The sequence below is a fragment of the Shimia sp. R9_3 genome, assembly GCF_017743755.1.
Lineage (GTDB): Bacteria > Pseudomonadota > Alphaproteobacteria > Rhodobacterales > Rhodobacteraceae > Shimia.
On record NZ_JAGHRP010000007.1, the window covers coordinates 153,835 to 178,170 of the forward strand.

General features: G+C 60.8%; 25 protein-coding genes. 21 read left to right on the forward strand and 4 right to left on the reverse strand.

What is annotated here, in order from left to right:
- Position 1 precedes the first annotated feature (1 nt).
- Positions 2-904: an AraC family transcriptional regulator gene (locus J7412_RS17270; RefSeq protein WP_209079762.1), complete on the reverse strand. Its 903-nt coding sequence runs from the start codon at positions 902-904 to the stop codon at positions 2-4.
- A 101-nt stretch (positions 905-1,005) separates the two neighbouring features.
- On the opposite strand from J7412_RS17270, the gene J7412_RS17275 reads away from it, so the two are divergent.
- From J7412_RS17275 to J7412_RS17285, 3 genes are all read left to right on the forward strand, one after another.
- Positions 1,006-1,770: an alpha/beta hydrolase gene (locus J7412_RS17275; RefSeq protein WP_209079763.1), complete on the forward strand. Its 765-nt coding sequence runs from the start codon at positions 1,006-1,008 to the stop codon at positions 1,768-1,770.
- Between the two features lie 65 nt (positions 1,771-1,835).
- Complete coding sequence (locus tag J7412_RS17280; protein ID WP_209079764.1) at positions 1,836-2,195, forward strand: MAPEG family protein; 360 nt, start codon at positions 1,836-1,838, stop codon at positions 2,193-2,195.
- A 260-nt stretch (positions 2,196-2,455) separates the two neighbouring features.
- A complete protein-coding gene (locus J7412_RS17285) occupies positions 2,456-3,253 on the forward strand; it encodes a sulfotransferase (RefSeq protein ID WP_209079765.1) in 798 nt (265 codons plus the stop codon).
- Positions 3,254-3,263: 10 nt separating this feature from the next.
- Here the strand turns inward: J7412_RS17285 and J7412_RS17290 are convergent, their stop codons facing one another.
- Together J7412_RS17290 and J7412_RS17295 are read right to left on the reverse strand one after the other, a co-directional pair.
- Positions 3,264-4,139, reverse strand: a complete 876-nt coding sequence (locus J7412_RS17290; RefSeq protein WP_209079766.1) for an amidohydrolase family protein — start codon at positions 4,137-4,139, stop codon at positions 3,264-3,266.
- Complete coding sequence (locus tag J7412_RS17295) at positions 4,129-5,151, reverse strand: ester cyclase (protein ID WP_209079767.1); 1,023 nt, start codon at positions 5,149-5,151, stop codon at positions 4,129-4,131. The genes J7412_RS17290 and J7412_RS17295 overlap by 11 nt, the downstream gene beginning before the upstream one ends.
- A 183-nt stretch (positions 5,152-5,334) precedes the next feature.
- Here J7412_RS17295 and ugpC point away from each other — a divergent pair, with 183 nt between their 5' ends.
- From ugpC to J7412_RS17365, 14 genes are all read left to right on the forward strand, one after another.
- The gene (ugpC, locus tag J7412_RS17300) at positions 5,335-6,384 is read left to right on the forward strand and encodes a sn-glycerol-3-phosphate ABC transporter ATP-binding protein UgpC (protein WP_209079768.1); all 1,050 of its coding nucleotides are present in this window, start codon (positions 5,335-5,337) and stop codon (positions 6,382-6,384) included.
- Between the two features lie 80 nt (positions 6,385-6,464).
- Complete coding sequence (locus J7412_RS17305; protein WP_209079769.1) at positions 6,465-7,700, forward strand: extracellular solute-binding protein; 1,236 nt, start codon at positions 6,465-6,467, stop codon at positions 7,698-7,700.
- Positions 7,701-7,779: 79 nt separating this feature from the next.
- Positions 7,780-8,808: a sugar ABC transporter permease gene (locus J7412_RS17310; RefSeq protein ID WP_209065497.1), complete on the forward strand. Its 1,029-nt coding sequence runs from the start codon at positions 7,780-7,782 to the stop codon at positions 8,806-8,808.
- Positions 8,808-9,692, forward strand: coding sequence for a carbohydrate ABC transporter permease (locus tag J7412_RS17315; RefSeq protein WP_058239334.1), 885 nt, complete (start codon positions 8,808-8,810; stop codon positions 9,690-9,692). The genes J7412_RS17310 and J7412_RS17315 overlap by 1 nt, the downstream gene beginning before the upstream one ends.
- Before the next feature lie 127 nt (positions 9,693-9,819).
- Positions 9,820-10,353, forward strand: a complete 534-nt coding sequence (locus J7412_RS17320; RefSeq protein WP_209079770.1) for an ester cyclase — start codon at positions 9,820-9,822, stop codon at positions 10,351-10,353.
- 78 nt (positions 10,354-10,431) lie between these two features.
- The gene (hisD, locus tag J7412_RS17325) at positions 10,432-11,763 is read left to right on the forward strand and encodes a histidinol dehydrogenase (protein WP_209070292.1); all 1,332 of its coding nucleotides are present in this window, start codon (positions 10,432-10,434) and stop codon (positions 11,761-11,763) included.
- Positions 11,764-11,826: 63 nt separating this feature from the next.
- Entirely contained in the window at positions 11,827-12,876 is a 1,050-nt protein-coding gene (locus tag J7412_RS17330) for an ester cyclase (protein ID WP_209079771.1), read from the forward strand.
- Positions 12,876-13,640, forward strand: a complete 765-nt coding sequence (locus J7412_RS17335; protein WP_209079772.1) for an SDR family oxidoreductase — start codon at positions 12,876-12,878, stop codon at positions 13,638-13,640. The genes J7412_RS17330 and J7412_RS17335 overlap by 1 nt, the downstream gene beginning before the upstream one ends.
- Positions 13,637-14,677, forward strand: a complete 1,041-nt coding sequence (locus J7412_RS17340) for a LacI family DNA-binding transcriptional regulator (protein WP_209079891.1) — start codon at positions 13,637-13,639, stop codon at positions 14,675-14,677. The genes J7412_RS17335 and J7412_RS17340 overlap by 4 nt, the downstream gene beginning before the upstream one ends.
- 5 nt (positions 14,678-14,682) lie before the next feature.
- On the forward strand, positions 14,683-15,672 hold the full coding sequence (locus J7412_RS17345) for an ester cyclase (RefSeq protein ID WP_209079773.1): 990 nt from the start codon (positions 14,683-14,685) through the stop codon (positions 15,670-15,672).
- A gap of 167 nt (positions 15,673-15,839) precedes the next feature.
- Positions 15,840-16,799 carry a cupin gene (locus tag J7412_RS17350; protein ID WP_209079774.1) on the forward strand — a complete coding sequence of 320 codons (960 nt, stop codon included), beginning with the start codon at positions 15,840-15,842 and terminating at the stop codon, positions 16,797-16,799.
- A gap of 126 nt (positions 16,800-16,925) precedes the next feature.
- Positions 16,926-18,059, forward strand: coding sequence for a cobalamin-independent methionine synthase II family protein (locus J7412_RS17355; RefSeq protein ID WP_209079775.1), 1,134 nt, complete (start codon positions 16,926-16,928; stop codon positions 18,057-18,059).
- Entirely contained in the window at positions 18,056-18,751 is a 696-nt protein-coding gene (locus tag J7412_RS17360; protein WP_209079776.1) for an alpha/beta hydrolase, read from the forward strand. Before J7412_RS17355 ends, J7412_RS17360 begins: the two co-directional genes overlap by 4 nt.
- On the forward strand, positions 18,748-19,443 hold the full coding sequence (locus J7412_RS17365) for an RraA family protein (RefSeq protein ID WP_209079777.1): 696 nt from the start codon (positions 18,748-18,750) through the stop codon (positions 19,441-19,443). Before J7412_RS17360 ends, J7412_RS17365 begins: the two co-directional genes overlap by 4 nt.
- A gap of 13 nt (positions 19,444-19,456) precedes the next feature.
- Here J7412_RS17365 and J7412_RS17370 read toward each other — a convergent pair whose 3' ends face one another.
- A complete protein-coding gene (locus J7412_RS17370; RefSeq protein ID WP_209079778.1) occupies positions 19,457-20,353 on the reverse strand; it encodes a LysR family transcriptional regulator in 897 nt (298 codons plus the stop codon).
- 128 nt (positions 20,354-20,481) lie between these two features.
- On the opposite strand from J7412_RS17370, the gene J7412_RS17375 reads away from it, so the two are divergent.
- From J7412_RS17375 to J7412_RS17390, 4 genes are all read left to right on the forward strand, one after another.
- Positions 20,482-20,958, forward strand: a complete 477-nt coding sequence (locus J7412_RS17375) for a nuclear transport factor 2 family protein (RefSeq protein ID WP_209079780.1) — start codon at positions 20,482-20,484, stop codon at positions 20,956-20,958.
- Between the two features lie 18 nt (positions 20,959-20,976).
- Entirely contained in the window at positions 20,977-21,600 is a 624-nt protein-coding gene (locus J7412_RS17380) for a glutathione S-transferase (RefSeq protein ID WP_209079781.1), read from the forward strand.
- A 54-nt stretch (positions 21,601-21,654) separates the two neighbouring features.
- Positions 21,655-23,298, forward strand: coding sequence for a pyridoxamine 5'-phosphate oxidase family protein (locus tag J7412_RS17385; RefSeq protein ID WP_209079783.1), 1,644 nt, complete (start codon positions 21,655-21,657; stop codon positions 23,296-23,298).
- Positions 23,299-23,410: 112 nt separating this feature from the next.
- Positions 23,411-24,331: a LysR family transcriptional regulator gene (locus J7412_RS17390; protein ID WP_209079784.1), complete on the forward strand. Its 921-nt coding sequence runs from the start codon at positions 23,411-23,413 to the stop codon at positions 24,329-24,331.
- The last annotated feature ends 5 nt before the right edge of the window (positions 24,332-24,336 follow it).

A 24,336-nucleotide genomic window follows, 5' to 3' on the forward strand; every position in this document is an offset into this window, starting at 1 on the left:
GTCAAGCGTGCCGCGCACCGCGCCAGGCCGAGGGAGACTGCCCGAACTTCGCCTGAAACGCGCGGCTGAACGCCTCTTTTGAGGCATAGCCCACCCGATCGGCAATCGCCTCAATCGAGGCGCTGGAATGCAACAGCGCCTCAGCGGCCTGATCCAGCCGCCAACCCCTCAGATAGGCCCCCGGCCCCTGCCCCATCACCTGTTTGAACCGATCCGCAAAGTTGGACACCGACATCCCGGCAATATCCGCCAGCTCCGCATTGCTCAGACTGCCGCCGCTGTTGGAGTGGATCGCCGCAATCGCCCGCGCGATCCGCTCATCTTTCGCCGCCGCCAGCCACCCGGGCAAGCTGTCATCAGATTGCGCCCAGCGTCTGAGAATAACCACCAGCAGCAAATCCAGAAGCCGGGACACCATCGGGCTTGCCCCCGGCTGCGTCGCGCCCAACTCGCGCAGCACCAAGCCGCACATTTCATCAAGCCACTCGATAGGGTCTTCCGCCAGCCCGTCCAGCACGATCACCTGCGGCAATGACTGCAACACGCGCTCGGCCAGATCCCCATCCACCGTAAAGCTGCCGCAAAAGCAATGGATTGCCGGGCGCAGCCGGTCCCCGCTCTCCGGATCAATCAGCGTGGCCTGCCGCGCCTTCAGAGCTGGGTCACGAAACACAACATCATGCGCCGTGCCTTGCAGCATCAACGCGATCTGCTTTTCCTGCAAGGTCACCGTCGCCCCGCCCGCCGGGGTGATGTCCAATGCCCCCTGCTGGAGAATGTACACACACGGCTTGCCCGGCGGCACCGCAAAGGCCAATGGCGTCTCCGGCGTGATCACACGGGCGCTTTCCCCTCGCACATGCACAATGTCGAGCACCTCAGAGAAGGCGTCCGTCTCAAACATTGGAGTTTCTGCTAACACTTCCGGCGTTTCCGTCATCGGCAAATCCCTTCTGACCCCATACCTCTCTTGGCAATGCTAACCCTGTCGTGAGGTCATCCAAAATGTCTATTGCTCTCAGCAAGTTCCGCAGCGTCGTCGCCGCAATCGCCCTGTCTTTGCCGGTCTCCGCCGCCGCAGAAAACGCCTCCGTCGTGCTTGTTCACGGCGCATTTTCCGACGGATCTGCCTGGCACAGGGTCATCCCGATCCTGCAAGACGCCGGAGTTTCGGTCAGCGCCGCGCAACTTGCGCTGGCCGACCTGCAAGAAGACGCCGCAACGGTCACCCGTCTGGTCGAGCTGCAGGACGGCCCGGTGGTTCTGGTTGGGCATTCCTATGGCGGCAGCGTCATCACAGAGGCCGGCGCCCATGAAAAAGTCGAACACCTCGTCTATATCGCAGGCTTTGCCATGGAGGCGGGGCAATCACTGTCTGATCTTACCAAAGATCAGCCCGCCGCGCCGTGGCAGTCAGAAATCTACCCGGATGGTGCCGGATATCTGCGCCTGACCGCCACCGGCATCTCCGAGTTCTTTGCCTCTGACCTGCCAGCCTCAGAGACCGCTGTGATGGCGGTGACCCAAGCCCCCCTCAAATATGACACCAATCAGGATGCGCTCTCTGTGGCGGCATGGACCCTCAAGCCCTCCAGCTATGTGATTGCGGAAAATGACCGGATCATTCCGGCCCAGATCCAAGGCTACTTCGCGCAGAAAATCGGTGCCGACGTCACAACTGTGCCCTCCAGCCATGTGGCCATGCTCGCCCAGCCGGAGGCCGTTGCCGAGGTGATTTTGAACGCCGTTCAAGCCGCCACCTCCCAGTAACAGCCTGCCTTTCTCGCTTTCTTTGGCCTCAGGGCCACAACCTCCTCCAACAAAGGACCACCCCAATGACCACACTGATTTTGGCCGCACTGATCCTCTATTTTGTGCAAACCCTGCTGCCGGTCACCTTCCGCTACCGCGGCAACCCCGCCTCCTTCAACGCCCGTGATGAAATGCCCGCAACCACCGTTCTGGTGGGCCGCGCAGAGCGCGCTTTGGTCAACGTGGGCGAGGCCATGATCCTCTTCTTGCCGCTGGCCCTGCTGACACTCAACGTCGAAGGCGCGGTGCTCGGGGCAACCATCTTCCTGCTCGCGCGCGTGGCCCATGTGGTCCTCTACCTCACCGGCGTGCCCTATCTTCGGACCATCGTCTGGGCGATCAGCCTCGTCGGCCTCGTGATGATGGCGCAGCACATCGTCTAAGGCGCGCCTGACCTCCGGAGAGACCTCTCTCACCAACGAGAAAGCCCCTCAGGGGCTTTCTCTGCCAGCAGCGGCGCCGGTTTTGCGGGCAGAACCTTCCAAAGTTGCAACACCCGTCCCCAGAGCGCGGCCCGACAGCCAAATTCATTTGCGACAGGGGGCAACCTGTGCTGAACTCACCCCTGCGCCGGACGCGATTTTTGTCCGTCTGCACAGACTTTTTGAATTTGAAATTTTTCCAAATTGCGGTTCCAGACGCCATGAAACCTGCCAACGCCGCGTTGATCAAAGATTGCCTGCACGCCTCAACCGGACGGATCTCCGATCTCTTCCTGCCACCGGTCAAAAAATACGCCATCCTCTCTGCCGGACGGTCAGGCTCCAACCTGCTGGTCTCCCTGATCAAAAGCATCCCCAAAACCCGGCAGCACGGGGAAATCATCGGCGAATACCAATTGCAAAGCGCAGCGGTCCGCCGCCGGATCACCGGCGCGGGTGCGCAATCCTATCTCGAGCGCCGCCTGTCGCGCATGTCCAACGAAGACATCGTTGGCGTCAAACTGCTCTACCGCCACTTGGAGAGCGACTATGGCGAGAAGTTCGGGATCAGCGACACCAGCGGCGTGCTGCCTTATCTGCGCGCGGCAGAAGATATTCGGCTCATCCACCTCAGACGCAAAGACAAACTCGCCGTCCTCATTTCAACGCGCCTGGCTTATGAAAGCGGCGAATGGGTCGGCGGGTCTTATGGCGACCGCACTCTGGAGCTGCCTGTGGATTGGGTCCGGGACCGTTTTGAATGGCTGGAAAGCTGGGAGACGCGAATTGCCGAGGCTTTCCCGCCCTCACGTCTTTTGCAGATGACCTACGAAGATCTGGTGGCCCAGAAAGAGGCCGAGATGCAGCGCCTTTGTGCCTTTCTCGATGTCCCGCCAGCGCCGTTTCACTCCAAAATGTCCAAACAGAACAAGCGCCCCAAGTCCGAGGTTGTCAAAAACTTCGCCGAACTCAAGGACGCCTTTGCGGGCACCCGCTACGCGCCCCTGTTTGAGGAGTGACCCAACCCGATCACGCCCCCATCCCGTAAAACCGCGCCGCCGTGCCGCCAAAGACCTCTTCATGGTCCGCCTCAGGCACCAACTCGCGCATGGCGCCAACAAGCGTCTCGTAGTCTGACGAGAGGCTATCGACCGGAAAGTTCGACCCAAACATCACCCGCGATGCCCCAAACTGCGCAAGGCATTCCGCCACGATCGGGCGGATGCCGTCTACCATCCAGTCGTGATCAAACATGCCCAACCCCGAAAGCTTGCACGTCACCTGAGGCAGCGCGGAAAGCGCCTTCATTTGCTTGGCCCATTGCGCCAAACCGGCTGCACTGCGATCATGCGGGCTGCCTGCATGGCACAGCGCCACCTGCGTCTCAGGGGCCTGCGCCAGCACCCGCGCGGCCTTTTCCATCAGCTCGGGGATCAGCTGCAAATCAAAGGACAGCCCGCGCGCACCGGCCATCTGCAATCCCCGCAAAAACGCCGGATCATCGAGCAGCGCATTGGTGCCGGTCACCGCATCCTCGCCGGGCGCGCGTCCGACAATCTGGCGCACTCCGCGCACGGTCCGCAGCGCCTCAAACGCATCCAGCTGCGCGTCCAGATCCGGCGCGGTCAGATCGCAGAAGACAACCTGCGCCATCGGCCAATCCGGCGTCTCCTCCGCCACGGTCTGCACCCAGCGCGCCTCTGCCAGACCATCCTCGGCCCCCACCTGAATATGCACCGAGCCAGCAAAGCCCTGCGCCGCCGCATCTTCGCGAAACTCCGCGATCAGGTAGTCCCGCTGGATCGGGGCCGGATCGCCAAAAAACCGCGCCACGCCTTTGGCCATCAGCCACGGATAGCTGACCGCCTTCAGATCCCAAAGGTGGTGATGTGCATCAATCCGCATGGGTCGCTCCCGCACCTGAAATGCCTGTGGTCCGCGCTAGAATATCCACGCCCTGCTGTTTCCAGAAATGCAGCAGGTCGATGAAAATCCAGTTCTCCGCGAGCTTGTCGCCCTCGCGGCGATAGATGTCGATCACCCGAAACTCCCCCGCCTTGCCGGTTGCTGGCATGCCCATAAACCCGCCACTGGGCACGGCGGTAAAATTGGGCCATCCAAAGAAGCCACCATAATGCCCTTCCGCCATACGGCAGATGTGATTGGTCTTGGAACGCTCAGTGAAGCCGGCGCGGAACGGGCCGGAATGCTGCTTGGCATAGCGTTCAATGGTGTAGGTCGCGCCAATCCCCGTTGGCCCCCACCAGATCATGTCGTCATGCCACGTCAGCGCCAGCTCTTCTTCCAGCGGCAGCGGATTATCCCATTGCCCCAAATCGCCAATCATCGCCTCAATCGCCGCCAGTGTTTTTGCGCCTTCTGCCTCTGGCTGCGCCTCAAAAAGTAAGCCGTCGTGGGTCAGCGGGCCGGGCTGCACCAGCTGCGCGGCGGTCTGCTCCGGGAAAGGCTGCAAACCCGCCTGCACCATCAAATGCGGAATGTCGAAATACATCGCGGTCTCGACAATCTCGCCATCCAACACCCGATGAAAGGCGCAATAGCGCAGAAAAGCCATCTTGCCGGTGGGAGCAATGCCCAACCACGGCTGATCAAACAGCCCCATCAGATGCCCCATCGAGCTCACCCAAACACCGCCCTGATCGTCAAACCGGTTCTGCGCGGCAAAAAAGATGTCCATCCGGCGCTGCATCCGTGTCAGGCTCTGACGCAGCGGGGTCCAGAATTTGTCCCCCACGGCGCGCGCGCCACGGATCTCGTCAAAGGGATGAAATCCGCGCCACAACAACTCAGAATCACAGTATTTGGCCATCACCTCCGCCGCGCCTTCCGCCGGCGCAGCGTCCAGATCGGCATAAAATGCCCGAATAATGTGCTTGGCGTCTTGAACATCACCCATGTGATTTTCCCATATTAAACATGTATTTGCCGCGCACTTAACAACGCGGCCTCCGGAGTCGTTTCAAGTATTTTTGCATACGTATGCAAAAATGTCTTGCCAAAACCGACGCGGCGTTACTACCATTTTGCAAACGTATGCAAAACGCACCCGGATCAACCGGATGCTGCTCGGGGGACCAAAATGGCCGAAATTCAGCTTCGCAATGTGGGCAAGCGCTGGGGCACTTTTGTGGGTGTTCACAACTTCGACCTCACCATCGCCGACAAAGAGTTCCTTGTGCTGCTCGGGCCCTCCGGCTGCGGCAAAACCACCACCATGCGCATGATCGCCGGGCTTGAGGATGTCACCGAGGGGGAAATCCGCATCGACGACACTGTGGTGAACGAGCTCGAGCCCAAAGACCGCGACGTGGCCATGGTGTTCCAAAGCTACGCGCTTTATCCAAACATGAACGTCTACGAGAACATCCGCTTTCCGCTGAAGGTGCGCGGCATTGATCCGGCCACCCACCATGAGCGCGTCATGCAGGCCGCAGAGCGTGTGGAACTGGGCGAGTTTTTGCACCGCAAACCGGCGGAGCTCTCCGGCGGCCAGCGTCAGCGCGTGGCCCTCGCCCGCGCCATTGTGCGCAAGCCCAAAGTCTTCCTGATGGATGAGCCGCTCTCCAACCTGGATGCGAAACTGCGGGTCTCCACCCGCGCCCAGATCAAAAACCTGAGCCATGACCTTCAGGCCACCACCATCTATGTGACCCACGACCAGATCGAAGCGATGACACTGGCCGACCGCGTTGTGGTGATGAAAAAAGGCGTGGTGCAGCAAGTTGGCTCCCCGACCGAAATCTACGACCGCCCCGCCAACACCTTTGTGGCCAGCTTCATCGGCTCTCCGGCCATGAACCTGATGGATGGCGAGGTCGCCGGCGGCGTGTTCCGCGCGCAAAATGTGGAAATTTCCGGCATTGATGCCCCTGATGGCCCGCTGACCCTTGGCTTCCGCGCAGAGGATGCCGCTGTTGCCGAAGGCAAGGGCCAGATCACCGCCCCCATCTACACGCTGGAGCTTCTTGGCGACGCCACGATGATCTCCGTGCGTGTCGGGGATGCACTGGTTTCCGTGAAAGCTGACAAGACCTACCGCGCCGAAATCGGCGATCTGGTCTCCCTCAGCATCCCGACTGAAATCTGCCACCTCTTCAACGCAGAAGATGGCGCAAGACTGGGATCTTAACCCAGCGTTCTGCCTTCGCATAAGCGGCCAAGGCCAACCGGGGTGAAAGCGCCCCAATTGACCAAAACAGGGAGACACAAATGTCTATGATGAAACTTTCAATGCTCGGCGCAGCGGCCGCGTTCATGGGAACCACCGCTTATGCGGGCTGCGGCGTGACCTCCGGCAACGTCAGCATTCTGGGCAATGACTTTGCCGCCATTCAGGCGGTTGCCGAAGGCGCCAAGCAATGCGCTGGTGACGGCGTGACCGTTGAGAGCAACCTCAACAAAGATTACCGCGATCTGCAAATCGCCGCGCTGACCGCAAATCCGGCGCAATATTCCACCGTGGTCACCACCAATGCCGCGATTGTGCCGCTGATCGGCGAAGGCCTGATCCGTCCGCTGGATGATCTGATTGCCAAACACGGCCAGAACATCTCCAAAAACCAGCTGATCACCGTGGATGGCAAAGTGATGGCGGTGGCCTTCATGGCGAATGCCCAGCACCTGTTTGTGCGCACCGACATCCTTGAGAAAGCCGGTGTCGAGGTGCCCACCACCTATGAGGATGTTGTGGCCGCAAGCGAAGCCATCAAAGCCGCAGGCCTGATGGAGCACCCCTTCGCCACCACCAGCCAGACCGGCTGGAACCTCGGCGAAGAGTTTGTGAACATGTACCTCGGCTTTGGCGGCGAGTTCTTCAAACCCGGCACCGCAGAGCCGAATGTGAACAACGAAACCGGCGTGGCCGCGCTCAACATGCTCAAGTCGCTGACCGAGCAGTCCAACCCGGATTTCCTGACCTTTGACTCCAACGCAGTTCAGGCCTCCTGGGAAGCGGGCGATCTGGCGATTGCGCACCTCTGGGGCTCACGCGGCACCGGTATTCTTGATGCAGAAGGCTCCACGGACGAGATCGTCAGCAACACCGTGCTGGTTTCCTCCCCGACCGTTGGCGGCGGCAGCACACCTGCCTCTTCCCTGTGGTGGGACGGCTTTGCCATCGCTGCAAATGTGAGTGACGAGGACGCCGAAGCCAGCTTTGTCGCCATGCTCAACGGCATCAGCCAAGAGAATGTGAAAGCCAACAACGACGCAGCCGTCTGGCTTGTCGAAGGCTATCAGCCCTCTGCGGCCTCTGCCGGTGTTCTGGCAACCGCCACCGGTGGCACCAAGCCTTATCCGATGATCCCTTTCATGGGTCTGATGCACTCCGCACTTGGCGCGGAACTCTCCGAGTTCCTGCAAGGCTCTGAATCTGCTGAGCAGGCTCTGGCCGATGTTGAGGCAGCCTATGTCTCTGCAGCCAAAGAAAAAGGCTTCCTTCAGTAAGAAGCCATCCCTTGGCAGAACCGGCCCCCTCCCCTCCGGTTCTGCCGCCCCTAGCCCTTCGTGAACGGGACGATCTGACATGCGCCATAAAACCTTCCTCTGGTTCATTCTGCCCAGCCTTGCGGCGATGATCCTCTTCATTGCGCTGCCGCTGGTGTCAGTGGTTGTCCAGTCCATGCACATCGAACATGAGCAGGTCCTTGTTGTGACCGAAAACTGCGGCCCCTTCGGCTGTACGCAGGAAAGCTCTGTGGATACCGAGGCCACCGCCAAATTGCGCGCAGAGCAACCGCTCGGGCGCTTTGCGGGCCTTGCCACCTATTTTGACCGCGGCCACCTCGCTTCGGCGGAAATCGCCGAAGCCTGGGCCAATCGCGAAAGCCTCGGAGACTTCTTCGCCGAGCTCTATAACCTGCCATTTTACAAAGCCCTTGCGTTCACCCTGACCTACACTTTTGTGGTCACGCCGATGGTGATCGTGCTGGGCCTGCTGATCGCGCTGGGGGTGAACCGCCTCACGCCTGCGCTCAAAGGCCCGACAATCTTTGTTTCCCTGCTGCCGATGATCATCACGCCGCTGATCGGCTCGCTGATCCTGTTCTGGATGATCGACGCCCAAGGGGTGATTGGCAAATCCCTGCAATGGATCTTTGATGATCCGGAACTCTCGCTGAAAGCCTCCCCGCCACTCACATGGATCACCCTCATTGTCTACGGCATCTGGAGCGGCGCGCCCTTTGCCTTTGTGGTCTTCTACGCAGGGCTTCAGACCGTGAACAGCGACTCCCTTGAGGCCGCCATGATCGACGGGGCCACCAAATGGCAACAGATCCGCTATGTGGTGATCCCCCATCTGATGCCGCTGGCGGTGTTTATCTCGCTGATGCAGCTGATGGACAATTTCAGGGTATTTGAACCGGTGGTGGGCTTCTCAGCCCAAGCCAATGCACCGTCGCTCTCCTACATCATCTTTGCGGACATGCGCAGCGACATCACCCGCTTCAACTCCGCCGCCGCCACTTCGGTGCTGACCGTGATCGGGGTCACAATCCTGCTTGCCCCCGTCTTGGTGCGCACATGGCGCGACTTCAAAGGAAAGGCTGTCTGATGTCCTCCACCATTGCAAACCGCTCCTCCCGCAGCCTGATTGTGATCTCCTCAGCCTTTGTGCTGCTCTGGGTGATTGTCGCCTCCTTCCCCTTCCTCTGGACCCTCTGGGGCTCCTTCAAAGTGCAGGGCGATTTCTTCTCCAAGGCGGACTGGACCCAGGCCCTCACCGGCACCCGCACGCTGATTGAAACCGGCGGCACCTTCACTGGCAAAGGCTATGAAGGCGCTTGGGTGCAGGAAGAATTCTGGCGCGCGGCGATCAACACTTTCATCATTGTGTTTTTCACCGTTGTGATCTCGCTGACCTTTGGCACTTTGGGCGGCTATGCGCTGGCACGCTCAGGCCACAACTATTCCTTCTGGCTTTTGATGATCGCACTGGTGTTTCGCGCCATGCCCCACATCACGCTGGTCTCAGGCTACCTGCTGCCGTTCTTTGAATGGAACCTCTGGGGCCATATCCCCACCGCGATCATCGTGCTTGTGGCCATCAACCAGCCCTTCACGCTCTGGATGCTGCATTCCTTCTTCCTGAACATCCCAAAGGATTTGGATGAAAGCGCCAAGGTCGACGGCTGCAACCAGTTCCAAGCCTTCCGCCATGTGATCATCCCGGTGATGTGGCCCGGCGTGATCACAACCGGCCTGTTCTCCTTCCTGCTGGCCTACAATGACTTCTCGGTCACCTCGATGCTGCTCAGCGAAGAGAACCGCACCATGGTGCCTGCGATCTACGGCTTCCTTGGCTCCACACAGGAAGAGGGCAACGTGATGTTTGCGGTTGCCTCCGTGGTCTCCGCCACCGCACCGCTCTTTGTGCTGGTGATGTTCTTCCAGCGCCAGATCGTTTCGGGCCTGACCGCAGGGGCCGTGAAAGGATGAGCGCCACCGCCCGCCACAGCGCCATGGCGCGCCACCCTGCTCTCAACAGGATGCCACGGGATTTCCTCTCTCTGGGGGCGCACCGCCCCCTATCCTCCCCTTCCCATATGTTTAAAGGAGACGCCCCATGAAAGGCTCCCGCCCCGAACAAGCCGTTCTGACCCGTGACACGGATATGAGCAAAACCGAAGACACCCGCCGCGTGATCGAAACCATGGTGGATGGTCTCAACGACCACCGCATCGACGACATCGGCGAATTCTTCACCCAGGGCTTCCGCTGGATGGGCAACCAAGGCTGCGGCACCAAGACCGGCCTCAAAGAATTTCAGGACAACTGGCAACGCCCGTTTCAGGCGGCGTTTTCTGACAAAACCTGCATCGATGAAGCCCGCCTTTATATGGGCGAATGGGCCGCGGCCTTTGGCCGTCAGGAAGCGACCCACTCCGGTGAATTCCTCGGCATTGCCCCCACCGGCAAGCGCGTCGAAATCCGCTACATGGATTTCTGGAAAGTGGTGGACGGCAAGATTGTCGACAACTGGGTGAACGTGGATTTCGCCCATGTGGCCGCCCAGCTGGGTGTCGACATCTTCAACGGCGAAGGCTGGGAAGCCTATGACCGCGGCGAGAAAGAAGCGCCCCGTCCAGACGCACACTAAACCATGTCCCGGGCGCAAGTCCGGGACCCCACTCTATGAATGAGGCCCCGCCGATCCTGCGGGGCGGGAGACACTGAGATGACCATCGAGTATCTGAAACGCGGCAAAGACCAAGCGGAACGCGCCGAAGACGATGCAAAAACCCGCGCCGTGGTCGAAGCCACGCTCAAAGACATCGAGACCCGTGGCGATGCTGCCGTGCGGGAGCTGTCTGAGAAATTTGACAATTATTCCCCGGCCTCTTTCCGTCTCAGCCAAGAAGAAATCGACGCGCTGATCGCCTCCCTGACCGAGCGCGAGCTGGCCGACATCAAATTTGCCCAAGAACAAGTACGCAACTTTGCTCAGGCTCAGCGGGACTCGATGCTGGACATCGAAGTGGAAACCATGCCCGGCGTGATCCTCGGCCACAAAAACATCCCGGTGCAATCCGTGGGTTGTTATGTGCCCGGCGGCAAATTCCCGATGGTGGCATCGGCGCATATGTCCGTGGCCACCGCCTCTGTGGCTGGCGTGCCGCGCATCATCGCCTGCACCCCGCCATTTCAGGGCAAGCCCAACGCCGCCGTGATTGCCGCCATGCATCTGGGCGGCGCACATGAAATCTATGTGATGGGCGGCATTCAGGCGATTGGTGCCATGGCGATTGGCACGGAAACCATTGATCCGGTGCACATGCTGGTTGGCCCCGGCAACGCCTTTGTCGCCGAAGCCAAGCGCCAGCTCTTTGGCCGCGTTGGCATCGACCTCTTTGCCGGACCAACCGAGACCATGGTGATCGCAGATGAAACTGCAGCAGACGCCGAACTTTGCGCCACCGACCTGCTGGGTCAGGCGGAACACGGTTACAACAGCCCCTGTGTGCTGCTCACCAACAGCAAGAAGCTGGCCGAAGAGACCCTGGTGGAGATCGAGCGTATCTTGCAGATCCTGCCCACCGCCGACACCGCCCGCGTGAGCTGGGATGAATACGGCGAGGTGATTGTCTGTGACACCTATGAGGAAATGCTTGAGGTGGCCGATGACATCGCCTCTGAGCATGTTCAGGTGATGACCGACCGCGACGATTGGTTCCTTGAGAACATGACCTGCTACGGCGCGTTGTTCCTCGGTGCACGCACCAATGTCTCCAACGGGGACAAGGTGATTGGCACCAACCACACGCTGCCCACCAAAAAGGCGGGCCGCTATACCGGTGGTCTTTGGGTGGGTAAATATCTGAAAACGCACAGCTATCAGAAAGTCACCACAGATGAGGCCGCCACGCTGATCGGCGAATATGGCTCGCGTCTTTGTATGCTTGAAGGCTTTGTGGGCCACGCAGAGCAATGCAACGTGCGGGTGCGCCGCTATGGCGGCATCAACGTGCCTTATGGCACCGGCGCGCCTTACCGTGACGCCGCCGAGTGAGGCGGTTTTGGGACTGAGGGGCCAGCCCCTCAGACTCCCCGGGATATTTTGAGCAAGAGGAAAATGGACAGACACACCCGGCATAAGGCAGCGATCACGGCGTTTCGTGAGGCGGCGTATGATTTTGACGCGGCCGCAGTGCAGAATGCCTTGGCGCAGCTCTGTGCGCCGGATGTGGAAGTCCACCTTTGCCATCCATTTGGTGATCTGACCGGACCAGAGGCGCTTTATGAATGCGCCTATGCGCCGCTCTTTGCCGCAGTGCCCGATCTTGAGCGGCGCGACTTTATTGTCATGGCGGGCGCAGATGCCTTTGGGCAGGATTGGGTCGGCTGTGGCGGTCACTACACCGGCGTGTTTGTCGCCCCGTGGCTCGACATCCCGCCCAACGGCCACCAGATCGCCATGCGCTATCACGAGTTTTTCCGTTTTGAAGACGGCAAAGTGGTGGAGATACAGGCGATCTGGGACATCCCTGAGGTGATGATGCAGGCCCGCGCCTGGCCCATGGCGCCTTCACTGGGGCGCGAATGGCGTGTGCCCGGCCCCGCCACTTGTGATGGCATTGTGCAGGGGCCGTATGAGGCTGAGCAAAGCGCGCAAAGCTGCCAGCTGATCCTCGACATGCTGGAAGCTTTGGTGAAACACCCCAAAGACCCTGACCCGCGCGTGATGGCGCTCGACCGCTTCTGGCATGCCCGCATGAGCTGGTATGGTCCGGCAGGCGTCGGCACCGCCCGCGGCATTTCCGGCTTTCGCAACTGGCACCAGATCCCTTTCCTCAAGGCCATGCCGGATCGCGGCCAGCATGAGGATGAGATCACCCATCATTTCTTTGGGGACGGGGCTTATGCAGCCGTCACCGGCTGGCCCAATATGATGCAGGGCCTCAGCGCGGATGGCTGGATGGGGATTGCCCCTTCCGGCAAAAAGATCAGCCTGCGTAGCCTCGATTTCTGGCGCGTGGAAGGCGACAAGATCCGCGAAAACTGGGTGCTCGTCGATCTGCTCGACATCTACCGGCAGTTGGGTGTTGATGTCTTTGCCCGCTTGCGGGAATTCAACAAAGCGCGCAGCCTTGCGCGTCTGACACTGCCTGATGGAATGACCTGATGACCCAACTGCCCCGCACCCCGTCCTTTTCCCTTGCTGGCAAGACCGCGCTTGTCACCGGAGCCTCCTCCGGCATCGGTCAGGGCTGCGCCGTGGCGCTGGCTGAGGCGGGCGCGCATGTGGTCTGCGCCGCGCGTGGTGTGGACAAGCTCAACGACACCGTCACCGCGCTCACCGAAGCGGGCCACAGCGCCGAAGCGCTGTCGCTGGATCAAAACGATCTTCAGGCGCTTGCCCCCGTGATGACGGACCGCGCCTTTGATGTGGTGGTGAACTCCGCAGGTCTCGCGCGCCACGGCCCCGCCATGGAGACCACACCGGAAGACTACGACGCCGTTATGGGGCTGAATCTGCGGTCGGCCTATTTCCTCTCAGCCTACGCCGCAAAGGCCATGGTCGCGGCAGGCAAGCCCGGCTCGATCATTCATATCTCAAGCCAAATGGGCCATGTGGGCGGCATCGACCGCGCGGTTTACTGCGCCTCCAAACACGGGCTTGAGGGCATGGTCAAAGCCATGGCCATCGAATGGGGCCAGTCCAAGATCCGCATCAACACCGTCTGCCCAACCTTTATCCGCACACCACTCACGCAATCGACCTTTGACAACCCGGAGCGCGCCGCCTGGATCAAAGAGAAAATAAAACTTGGGCGCATCGGCGAAGTGGAGGACATCATGGGCGCTGTCCTCTATCTCGCCACAGAGGCCTCCGCCTTGGTCACCGGCACCTCCATGCTGATCGACGGCGGCTGGACGGCAGACTGATGGCGGAGAAAGTCACCTCCCTGCAAGTGGCCGAACGCGCCGGTGTGAGCCAATCCGCGGTCAGCCGGGTCTTCACCCCCGGCGCTTCGGTGAGCCAGAAAACCGTGGACAAAGTGCGCAAGGCGGCAGAAGAGCTGGGCTACCGCCCCAATGTGCTCGCCCGCGCCATGGTCTCCGGCAAAAGCCGCATCATTGGCCTCGTGGTCGCCTATCTCGACAATTACTTTTACCCGGAGACGCTGGAAATCCTCTCCAACGCGCTGCAGGAAAAAGGCTATCACGTGCTGGTTTTCATGGCCTCGCAAACCGCAGGCCCGATTGACGATGTGGTTCAGGAAATCCTTGATTATCAGGTGGATGGCATCGTCACTGCCTCCGTCGCCATGTCCTCCAAACTGTCGCAGAAATGCATTCAGGCCAATGTGCCTGTGGTGCATTTCAACCGCTTTGAGAAAACCCAAGGCGTGAGCTCCGTGACCTCAGACAACTTCGCTGGCGGGCGCGAGCTTGCGCAGTTTCTCGTTGCTGGCGGCCACCAGAAAATCGCCTATATCGCCGGTTGGGAAGGCGCCTCCACACAGCGCGACCGCGAGGCGGGATTCCGCGCCGGTCTGGAAGAACTGGGCCAGAGCCTCTTTGCCCGCGGCTGCGGCGAGTTTGACACCGACCACACCCGCGCAACCGCCCACGCCATGTTCAACGTACCCGCAGACAAGCGCCCCGACGCGGTGTTTGTCGCCAATGATCACATGGCTTTCGCGGTGATGGACGAGCTGCGCTACGGGCTTGATCTCAAGATCCCCGAGGATGTCTCTGTGGTCGGCTTTGACGATGTGCCCCCCGCTGCCTGGCGGGCCTATGACCTCACCACCATGCGCCAGCGCGCCAATCTGATGGTGGCAGAAACCGTGGACGCTCTGCTCGCCCACATCGAAGATCCCGCCAACGCAGTCCCCCGCCAGGTCTCCATAACGGCCCCGCTGATCGTGCGCGGCTCCGCCCGCGTGCCTGCCAATTGGCCCCCGCAAGAAGGATAAACGCCATGCAAGGCTTTGACCCGAAGTTTAAGGACTTCCCCGACTACATCATCGGCATCACCAAAGAGATTTGGGAAGACCGCGGCATGGCCACATTGCATGACTACTACGCCCCGGATGTGGCGGTGCGCATGCCCGGCTCTGTGTCGCGCGGCAACGCAGGCGTGATTGGCGCCACCATGGCGACACTCGCGGAATTTCCGGATCGTACATTGCTGGGCGAAGATGTGATCTGGTCCGGCACTCCGGAGGAGGGCATGCTCTCCAGCCACCGGATTATGTCCACCGCGACCCATCTGGGCGATGGCGTCTTTGGCAAGGCCACCGGCAGCAAGCTGACCTACCGCATTCTGGCGGATTGCCACGCCAAGAATAACGCCATTGATGACGAATGGCTGATCCGCGACAATGGCGCGGTGGTGCGCCAGATGGGCTGGGATCCCAAGGATTTCGCCCGTGATCTGATCGCCCGCGAAGGCGGCCCAGAAGCCTGCGTGAAACCTTTCACCCCGGCCAATGACATCGACGGCCCTTACAAAGGCACTGGCAACGACAACCCATGGGGCCAGCGCCACGCCGATCTGCTGACCGCGATGATGGATGCCGATATGGCGGCGATCAAACGGCATTATAATCGCGCGGTGCAAAGCGAATATCCCGGCGGGGCCACCGGCCACAGCTGGGATCCGGTCGAACGCTTCTGGATGTCCCTGCGCGCCTCCATGCCCTCGGCCACATTCACCATCCATCACCAGATCGGCCGCGACGATCCCAACATGCCGCCCCGCTCCGCGATCCGCTGGAGCCTGCACGGCAAACACGACGGCTGGGGCGCGCTTGGCGCACCCACAGGGGCCGATCTCTATGTGCTCGGCATCAGCCACGCGGAATGGGGCGAGCTGATTGGTGGAGATATCCGCCTGCGCCGCGAATGGACCCTGTTTGACGAAACCGCCGTCTGGAAACAGATCCTGCTGCACACCGGCGAGCTCTAGGGCGCGCTTGGTGCTGGCAGCAAACTCATATCTCAACGCCACACAGGCGGCGCGGCGCTTTCATGCACACCGCGCCTCTTTGCGTGCGCGGCGTTTGAACAACCGTCCTCCCGGACAGGGAATGTGACCACCCTCACATTCCCCCCCCAATCCAAAGGAGACACATTATGAGCACCATCCAATCCCGCATCGTCCGCTACGGCGAGCTGCAACCCTGCAAAACCGCTTTCATCGACGCCCACACGCCGGGCTCTGATCAGAAAGAGAACTTCACCATCGTCGGCGGCGGCGTCTCGGAATCCCCCGATCAGCACGTCCACATCACCGACAAGATCGGCTTCAACATCGGCGCGGCAGGCCAGCCGCCCAAATGCCGCAACTCCCTGCACAGCCACACCACCGCCGAGGTGTTTTTTGTGGCCAAAGGCCGCTGGCGCTTCTTCTGGGGCCGCTATGGCACCGCCGGTGAATTCATCGCTGAAGAAGGCGACATCTTCAACATTCCAACAGGCATCTTCCGGGGCTTTGAAAACGTCGGTCAGGACTACGGCATGATCATGTCGATCCTTGGCGGCGACGATGCAGGCGGCGGCGTCACATGGGCGCCGCAGGTGATCGAGGACGCACAGGCCCATGGTTTGATGCTGGGCGACAACGGCGTGCTTTATGACAGCAAGAAAGGTCAGGAGCTGCCCCACAATGTGCGCGCCATGCCGCTCTTGTCGGAAGAAGAGCTGAAAGCCTACCCCGAAGTGCCGGTCGAGGATGTGGTTGGCAAATACGTCGCCCGCTACTGGGATCTGATGGCGCTGGGATCAAAGAAACCCGCCAAGGTGATTGGCGAGGATGCCATGATCAAAGACAAACCCGGCTTCGAGGTCGACTTCCTCACCCGTGGCTCCGCGATGGCCGAGCAGGTCAAAACCGACAAGCCCGTGGTGCTGATGCCCGCCAGCGGTCACTGGCGCATCAAGATTGATGACGTGGAGGTCACCCTCTCCGCTGGAGACACCGCCGTGGCCATGCCGGGTGAGAGCTACAGCGCCGCGCCATCCATGACCGGCGAGGCCGGGCTTTACCGCATCACCGCCACCAACGACCCCGCCGGGGCGACGTGGAAAGGTTAATAAGACCCCCTGCGCGGCGCAACGTACGCCGCGCAACACCCCCAAAAGTTAACGCCACCCGCTGAAAATTGCACCTCCGCAATACAGCCGCGATACCGACGCGATACCGACAGGAAATTTTGGTCCATGAGCAAAATCTTAACGACCCACGTCGGCAGCCTGCCCCGCACGCAGGAGGTGGTGGATTTCATCTTCGCACGCGAGAACGAAACACCCTACGATGCCGCCGCTTTTGACGCCGCCATGACCGCTGCGGTGGACGCCGCCGTGCGCAAACAGGTCGAGGCAGGTGTCGACGTTGTAAGCGACGGGGAAACCAGCAAAATTTCCTACGCCACCTATGTCAAAGACCGCTACACCGGTTTTTCTGGCGACAGCGAGCGCAACGCCCCGGCGGATCTGAAAATGTTCCCCAGTTTTCTGAAGCGTCTCGCGGATGGCGGCGGCACCCCGCAATACGCCCGTCCCAAATGCACCGGCGAAGTCCGCAGCAAAGGCCAGGACGAATTACTCAAAGATATCAACAACCTGAAATCCGCCATGGCCACTCATGGTGCCGAACAGGGCTTCATGAATGCCGCCTCTCCGGGGGTGGTTTCGCTGTTTTTGCAGAATGATTTCTACAAGAATCGCGAGGCCTATCTGGCCGCTTTGGCCGATGCGATGAAAGAAGAATACGACACCATCATCGCCCACGGGCTTGATCTGCAACTGGATTGCCCCGACCTCGCGCTGTCCCGTCATATGTTGTTTACCGACCTCAGCGACGATGAGTTTGTTCAGATCGCCAACCTGCATGTCGAAGCGCTGAATCACGCCCTGCGAGACGTCCCGCAAGAGCGCGTCCGCGTCCACATCTGCTGGGGCAACTACGAAGGCCCCCACTGCTGTGACATCGGCATGGACAAGGTCTTCACCACACTCATGGACACCAAAGCGCGCTATGTGCTCTTTGAAACCTCCAACCCCCGTCACGCGCATGAATGGACCGTGTTCCGCGACCGCAAATCCGAGATCCCGCAGGACAAGGTTCTGGTGCCGGGTGTGGTGGACACAACCACCAATTTTGTAGAGCATCCGGAGCTGGTTTCTCAAAGACTTCAACGCTTTAGCGACATCGTAGGGGCCGAACGTGTGGTCGCCGGAAGCGACTGTGGCTTTGGCACGTTTGCCGGTTTTGGCGCGGTCGATCCTGACATCGCTTACGCCAAACTTTCTGCGCTCAGCGAGGGTGCAAAACTGGCCTCAGATCTGGCATGACCCCGCTCGTTTTCCTCCCCGGCATGATGTGTGACGCACGGCTTTTTGCGCCGCAGATCGCCGCCTTTTCCGCTCAGCGCACGGTCTCTGTCGCGCCCATCGGGCACCACCAGACCATGGCCGCCTTGGCCGAAGAGGTGCTGGCCCACGCCCCACCCCGCTTCGCTCTGGCGGGCCTCAGCATGGGCGGCATCGTCGCCATGGAGATCGCCCGTCAGGCCCCCGAGCGCGTCGCGGGCCTCGCCTTGATGGACACCAATCCCCTCGCCGAAGCGGACGCGGTGAAAGCCAGACGCGGCCCGCAGATCGAGGCGGTAAAACGCGGCGAATTGCGCCGTGTCATGCGCGAGGAAATGAAGCCCAATTACCTCACCGACGGTCCCAACAAAGGGGCCATTCTCGATTTCTGCATGGACATGGCCACCGCCCTCGGAGATCAGGTTTTTATCAACCAATCCATCGCGTTACGCGACCGGCCGGATCAGTCTCAGACGCTGAAATCCTTCACCGGCCCCGCGCTGGCGCTCTGCGGCGAGGATGACAGCCTCTGCCCCGTTGCCCGCCACGAACTCATGCATGACCTGCTGCCCAACAGCACGCTCAAAGTGCTGCCAAACGCAGGCCACCTGCCGACCCTCGAACAACCCGACGCCACCACCGCGGCGCTCAAAACCTGGTTGGAGACCCTATGACCCCTTCCCTGCTCAAGCTCCTGCAATCTGTCGATACCCCCACCGTCTGCAACGCCATCGAAGTCGCCCAAGGCAAACGTGGCTTTGCCCAATTCACCCGCGGCACCATGCTCTGCTCCGCCCCTGAGGAAGGCGCAATGGTCGGCTATGCCCGCACCGCCAGAATCGCCGCACAGGAACCCTCTCAAGAAGCCCCCGACGTGATCCGCGCGCGCCGCATGGCGTACTACAAACACATGTCCGAAGGCCCGTCTCCCCGCGTGACTGTGGTCGAAGATCTGGATTACCCGGATGCAATTGGCGCGTTCTGGGGAGAGATAAACACCACGGTTCACAAGGGCTTAGGTGTGTCGGGTGCGCTCACCAACGGGGTGATGCGTGACCTTGGCGACCTGCCGGAGGGCTTCCCCGTGGTCGCAGGCTCCATCGGCCCCAGCCACGCCTTTGTGCATGTGCGCGAGGTTGGCACAACCGTGGACATCTTTGGCATGACGGTGAACGACGGCGACCTCATCCACGCAGACCGCCACGGCGCGCTGGTCATACCCGAAGACGTCTTGCCGATGCTGGAAGACGCCATTCTGAAGCTTCTGGACACAGAAAAGCTGGTGCTGGAACCAGCCCGCGCCGACGACTTTGATTTTGAGAAGTTTGAAGCCGCCTGGCAGGCCTTTGAAGCCGCGCGCACCTGAGCGCTGAGGCCGCCTAGGCCAACCCGGGGACAGCGCGCAGCCGGTCCCGCGCCATATCAATGAAAGCCCGGATTTTTGCCGGAGCCCGCCGCCCTTCCGCATGCACCAGATGGATCGGCAGCGGCGCGGGCTCATGCTCTTCCAGCACGGCTTGCAGCGCTCCGGACTGCAGATCAGCGGCCACCTGATAAGACAGCACCCGGCACAGGCCCCATCCGCTTTGCGCCACGGAAATCGCCGCCGCGACACTGCTTAACGTCAAGCGGGGCTTGATTTTTACGCCGTCCTGTAGCTCCCGGCCAAAACGCCATTCGGTGGTCGGGCTGACCGGCGCAGCGGTGAGGATCTGGTGTTGTGGCAGGTCTGCCGGCGTCTGCGGCATCCCGTAACACGCCAGATACTCCGGCGCAGCCACCACCATGCGCCGCACCTGCCCCACGCGCACCGCCGTCAGGCCGGAGGAGGGCAAATCGCCGATCCGCACCGCAAGGTCAAAGCCCTCCTCCACCATATTCACCACCCGATCCACCATCAGCACATCCGCACTGACCGCGGGGAAGAGGTCCAGAAAATCCGTCAGGATCGGCGCAACATAGATCCGGCCAAATTCCGTTGGGCAGGTGATCCGCAGCTGCCCCACCGGATTGGTCGCCGCCCCCGTGGCCGCGTCATCCGCCGCCTGCATCTGCGCCAGAATGTGGCGCGCATCCTCCAGATAGGTGTGCCCCACCTCGGTCAACCGCACCCGCCGCGTGGTCCGTGTGAACAACGGCGTCCCAAGGCGCGCCTCCAGCGTGTTCACCCCCCGCGTTGTCGAAGGTGCGCTCAATCCCAACCGCCGCGCCCCAGCGGCAAAGCTCTCTTCTTCTGCCACAGCCACAAAGACTTCGAGGGTTTGCAAACGATCCAAAGCACAGCTCCAATATGGTCATTTTCCAAAATAATGACTTTCATATTTCGTATATTCATTCGTTTTCCGGATCAATCTATCTCTTGGCCAAGCGATAGAACGCAGATTTCCAATCAAAGGATTTGGCCATGTTTCAAGAACCGCCTCGCGCGCCCCTGCCACCGTTTACGCGGGAAACTGCCATTGAAAAGGTGCGCCTCGCCGAAGACGGCTGGAACGGCCGCAACCCTGCCAAAGTGGCGCTCGCCTACACGCCGGACAGCAGGTGGCGCAACCGCGCCGAGTTTCCGCAGGGCCGGGCCGAGATCGAAGCCTTCCTGACCCGCAAATGGGACAAGGAGCTCGACTACCGCCTGATCAAGGAGCTCTGGGCCTACACCGACAACCGCATCGCGGTACGCTACGCCTATGAATATCACGATGACAGCGGCAACTGGTTCCGCGCCTACGGCAATGAGAATTGGGAATTTGACGCCAATGGCTACATGGCCAATCGCCATGCCTCCATCAACGAAAAACCGATCACCGAAGAAGAACGGCTCTTCCGCTGGCCTCTGGGCCGGCGCCCCGACGACCACCCGGGCCTGAGCGACCTTGGCCTCTAATCACAACAGGATCACGATATGAAACCGATCAAACTCTACCGCACCCCAAAGTCCGGCCACTGCCACCGGGTCGAGCTGATGCTCGCCCTGCTGGGCCTGCCATATGAAACCATCGATCTGGATATGGCCGCTGGCGCACATAAGGCACCGGACTTCCTGAAAGTCAGCCCCTTTGGTCTGGTTCCGGCCATTGAGGACGATGGCTATACTCTCGCGGATTCCAACGCCATCCTTGTCTATCTGGTGAAAACCTATGCGCCCGACAGCGACTGGCTGCCCGCCGATCCGAAAGTGGCCGCCGAAGTGCAGCGTTGGCTGACCATCGCCGCAGACAACGTCTATTCCGGCCCCTGTGCTGCGCGTCTGGTCACCCTGTTTGGGGCGCCGCTAAATCACGAGGCCGCCATCGCCAAGGCCCATGCGCTCTTCAAGATCATGGAAGCGCATCTCGCGGGCCGCAACTGGCTGGCCGCCGATGTCATCACCGCCGCCGACGTGGCCTGCTTCAGCTACATCGCCCATGCACCAGAAGGCGGCGTCGACCTCGCGCCCTACCCCAACCTGCGCGCCTGGATCGCGCGTGTTGAGGCCGAGCCGAACTTTGTCGGCATGGTGGCCTCGCCGGTCCCGGAACTGGCCTAATCCAGCAGGCTGGCGCGCCTCAGCGCCAGCCCCCCTTTGAGAAAGGTAGATCACATGGACACCGTTACAGAACGCACCCCGTTTCACGCCGGAGAACGCGCCGCCCAGAAACGCGCAGGCGCCGGTGACGTGGCCCAGTGGGCCAGCGGTTTCATCCGCGATTATCTACCACAACAGCACCGGGATTTTCACACGTCTTTGCCGTTTCTGGTGGTGTCCGGCGCCGGCGCAGATGGCCACACCTGGGTCACGCTTATTGACGGGCCGGCCGGCTTCATCCGCTCGCCAAACCCGCGCGCGCTCAGTCTGCACACAGAGATTGATGCACAGGATCCGCTGCGCGCCGCCGTGGATGCAGGCACCGACATCGGTGCCGTCGGCATTGAGCTGCACAGCCGCCGCCGCAACCGCTTTAGCGGACGCTTGAAGCGATCAGGTGCCGCCTATACGCTCGATATCAAACAGACTTTCGGGAATTGTCCGCAATACATCCACGAGCGCCGTTTGCGCCGTGTGCCCGCCAATACCCCCGCGCCAGCCAAGCGCACGGAGGCGCTCACACCGTCACAAACGGCGTGGATCACCGGTGCTGATACGCTGTTCATCGGCTCCGGCCATCAGCACGGTGCCGATGTGCCCTCGCGCGGCTTTGATGCCTCCCACAGGGGCGGATTGCCGGGGTTTGTGCGCGTGTCAGATGCCACGCATCTGCACATCCCGGATTATGCAGGCAACAACTTTTTCAACACCATCGGCAACCTGCTTGCCGATCCGCGTGTGGGCTTGGTCTTTGTCGATTTTGACAGCGGAAGCCTGCTGCACATCTCCGGACGCGCCAGCATCAACTGGCACCCGGACGCCAAAAAAGACCCGGAGGCCCACCGCGTGATCGACGTCACAATCGACGCGGTGATCGAGCGCCCCAACGCGCTTGGTCTGCGCTGGTCAAAGCCGAATGCGGACCTGCGCCAATTCAAAGTGTCAAAGCGCGTCAATGAAAGCGAGGAGATCACGTCTTTCTATCTGTCGCCCGTGGATGGTGAGGGCGTGACGCCCTACGCCGCGGGTCAGCACCTGCCGATAGAAATCAACGTGCCGGGCCACACCGGTCCCGTAAAACGCAGCTATTCCCTCTCAGGGGATCCGCGCGACAAGTCAGCCTATCGCCTTACAATAAAACGAGAAAGCCAAGGGCTGGCCTCCCGTCATCTGCATGATGCCTTGGGCGAAGGCGCGGTGCTGCGCGCGTCCCAGCCTGCAGGGGATTTCGTGATCCCAAAAGGCAGCGCCCCGCTGGTGCTGGTCAGCGCCGGTGTCGGGCTCACCCCGATGGTCTCCATGTTGCACACCCTCGCGCAAGACAAAGCGGCGCGGCCGGTGTGGTTTGTGCACGGTGCAAAAGACAGCGCGCACCACGCCCTGCGTGTTGAAACGGATGCTTTGGTTGAAACCCACGACCACCTCCACCAGCGCCTCTTTTACAGCCGCCCCAGTGCAGCGGATCAGGCCACAGGCCGTTTTGACCACCATGGCCGGATCACCGCGCAGGCGCTTTTGAAACTGGAGGCCGGTGCCACGGCGCACTACCTGCTGTGCGGCCCCGCGCGCTTCATTGCAGAGCTGCGCAGCGGCCTTGAAGCGGCGGGCGTGCCCGCTGAGCAGATCCATTTTGAGAGCTTTGGCCCCTCGGCGCGATAGCTCACTTCCCATCACAGGCCTGTGTGCACCCTATCGTAAGGACTTTGGGCGACTTAGGGTGCCTCAGCCGAGTTAAATTCGGCATTAGGATCACATGTGATGGCGCCGAGAGATGAACCTGCGAGACCTTGAGTATGTCACGGCGGTTGCGAGACTGAAAAACTTCAGCAGCGCTGCCGAGGCCTGCAACGTGACGCAGCCGGCCCTGTCCAACCAAATTCGCAAACTCGAAAAGGAATTGGGCGCGGACCTTTTCATCCGCATGAGCGGTGAAACCCGGCTCTCGGCCTTTGGCGAGCGGGTGGCCCGCATCGCCGACCGTATGCTGTCTGATGCCCAACGCATCAGGGACTCCGCAACAGAGTTCCGAGACCCTGAGGCCGTGCCGTTCAAGATCGGTCTCACCCCCACGCTTGCGCCCTATCTCACGCAGTATTTCTCTATTCTGTTCAACGACTTGTTTCCCCGCATGCGGGTCACGATGATCGAAGACCTGCCGCAGAACATGTTGCAAATGGTGGAAAACCACGAGCTTGACGTCGCCTTGGTGGCGCAGCTCAATCACAATCCAACGCTGGATTTCACCTCGATCTGGACAGAGCCGCTCTATCTGGCCATGCGCCACGGGCATCCGCTTGCAACACTGCCGGCCATTCACCCCGAAGACGTGCCGGTCAGCGATTTCATCCGCCTGCCGCATTCCTTCGGCTATGAACTGGAAGATCGCCTGCCCACGCCCCGACCTGAATCCCGCGCCTCCAAGCGGTTTGATCTCACGGCCCTTCGGTTTGAGACCATCTGCCGCCACATCATCCATTCTGATGATTGCACCATTGTGTCAGCGCTGGCAGCGGAGCAGTTTCGCGAAGACAATTGGCCGCTGTCTTTTGTGCCTTTTGAGGCCCCGGGCAATCTTCGCAATCTTGGCGCGGCCTCGCGTCTGACCTGCCCGCGCAAACCCCTCTTGGCCAAAATCGGTGCTTATATCGCCGAGAACCCGCCAAAGGGCGTCACGCCGACATTTGCGGCGTGACACAG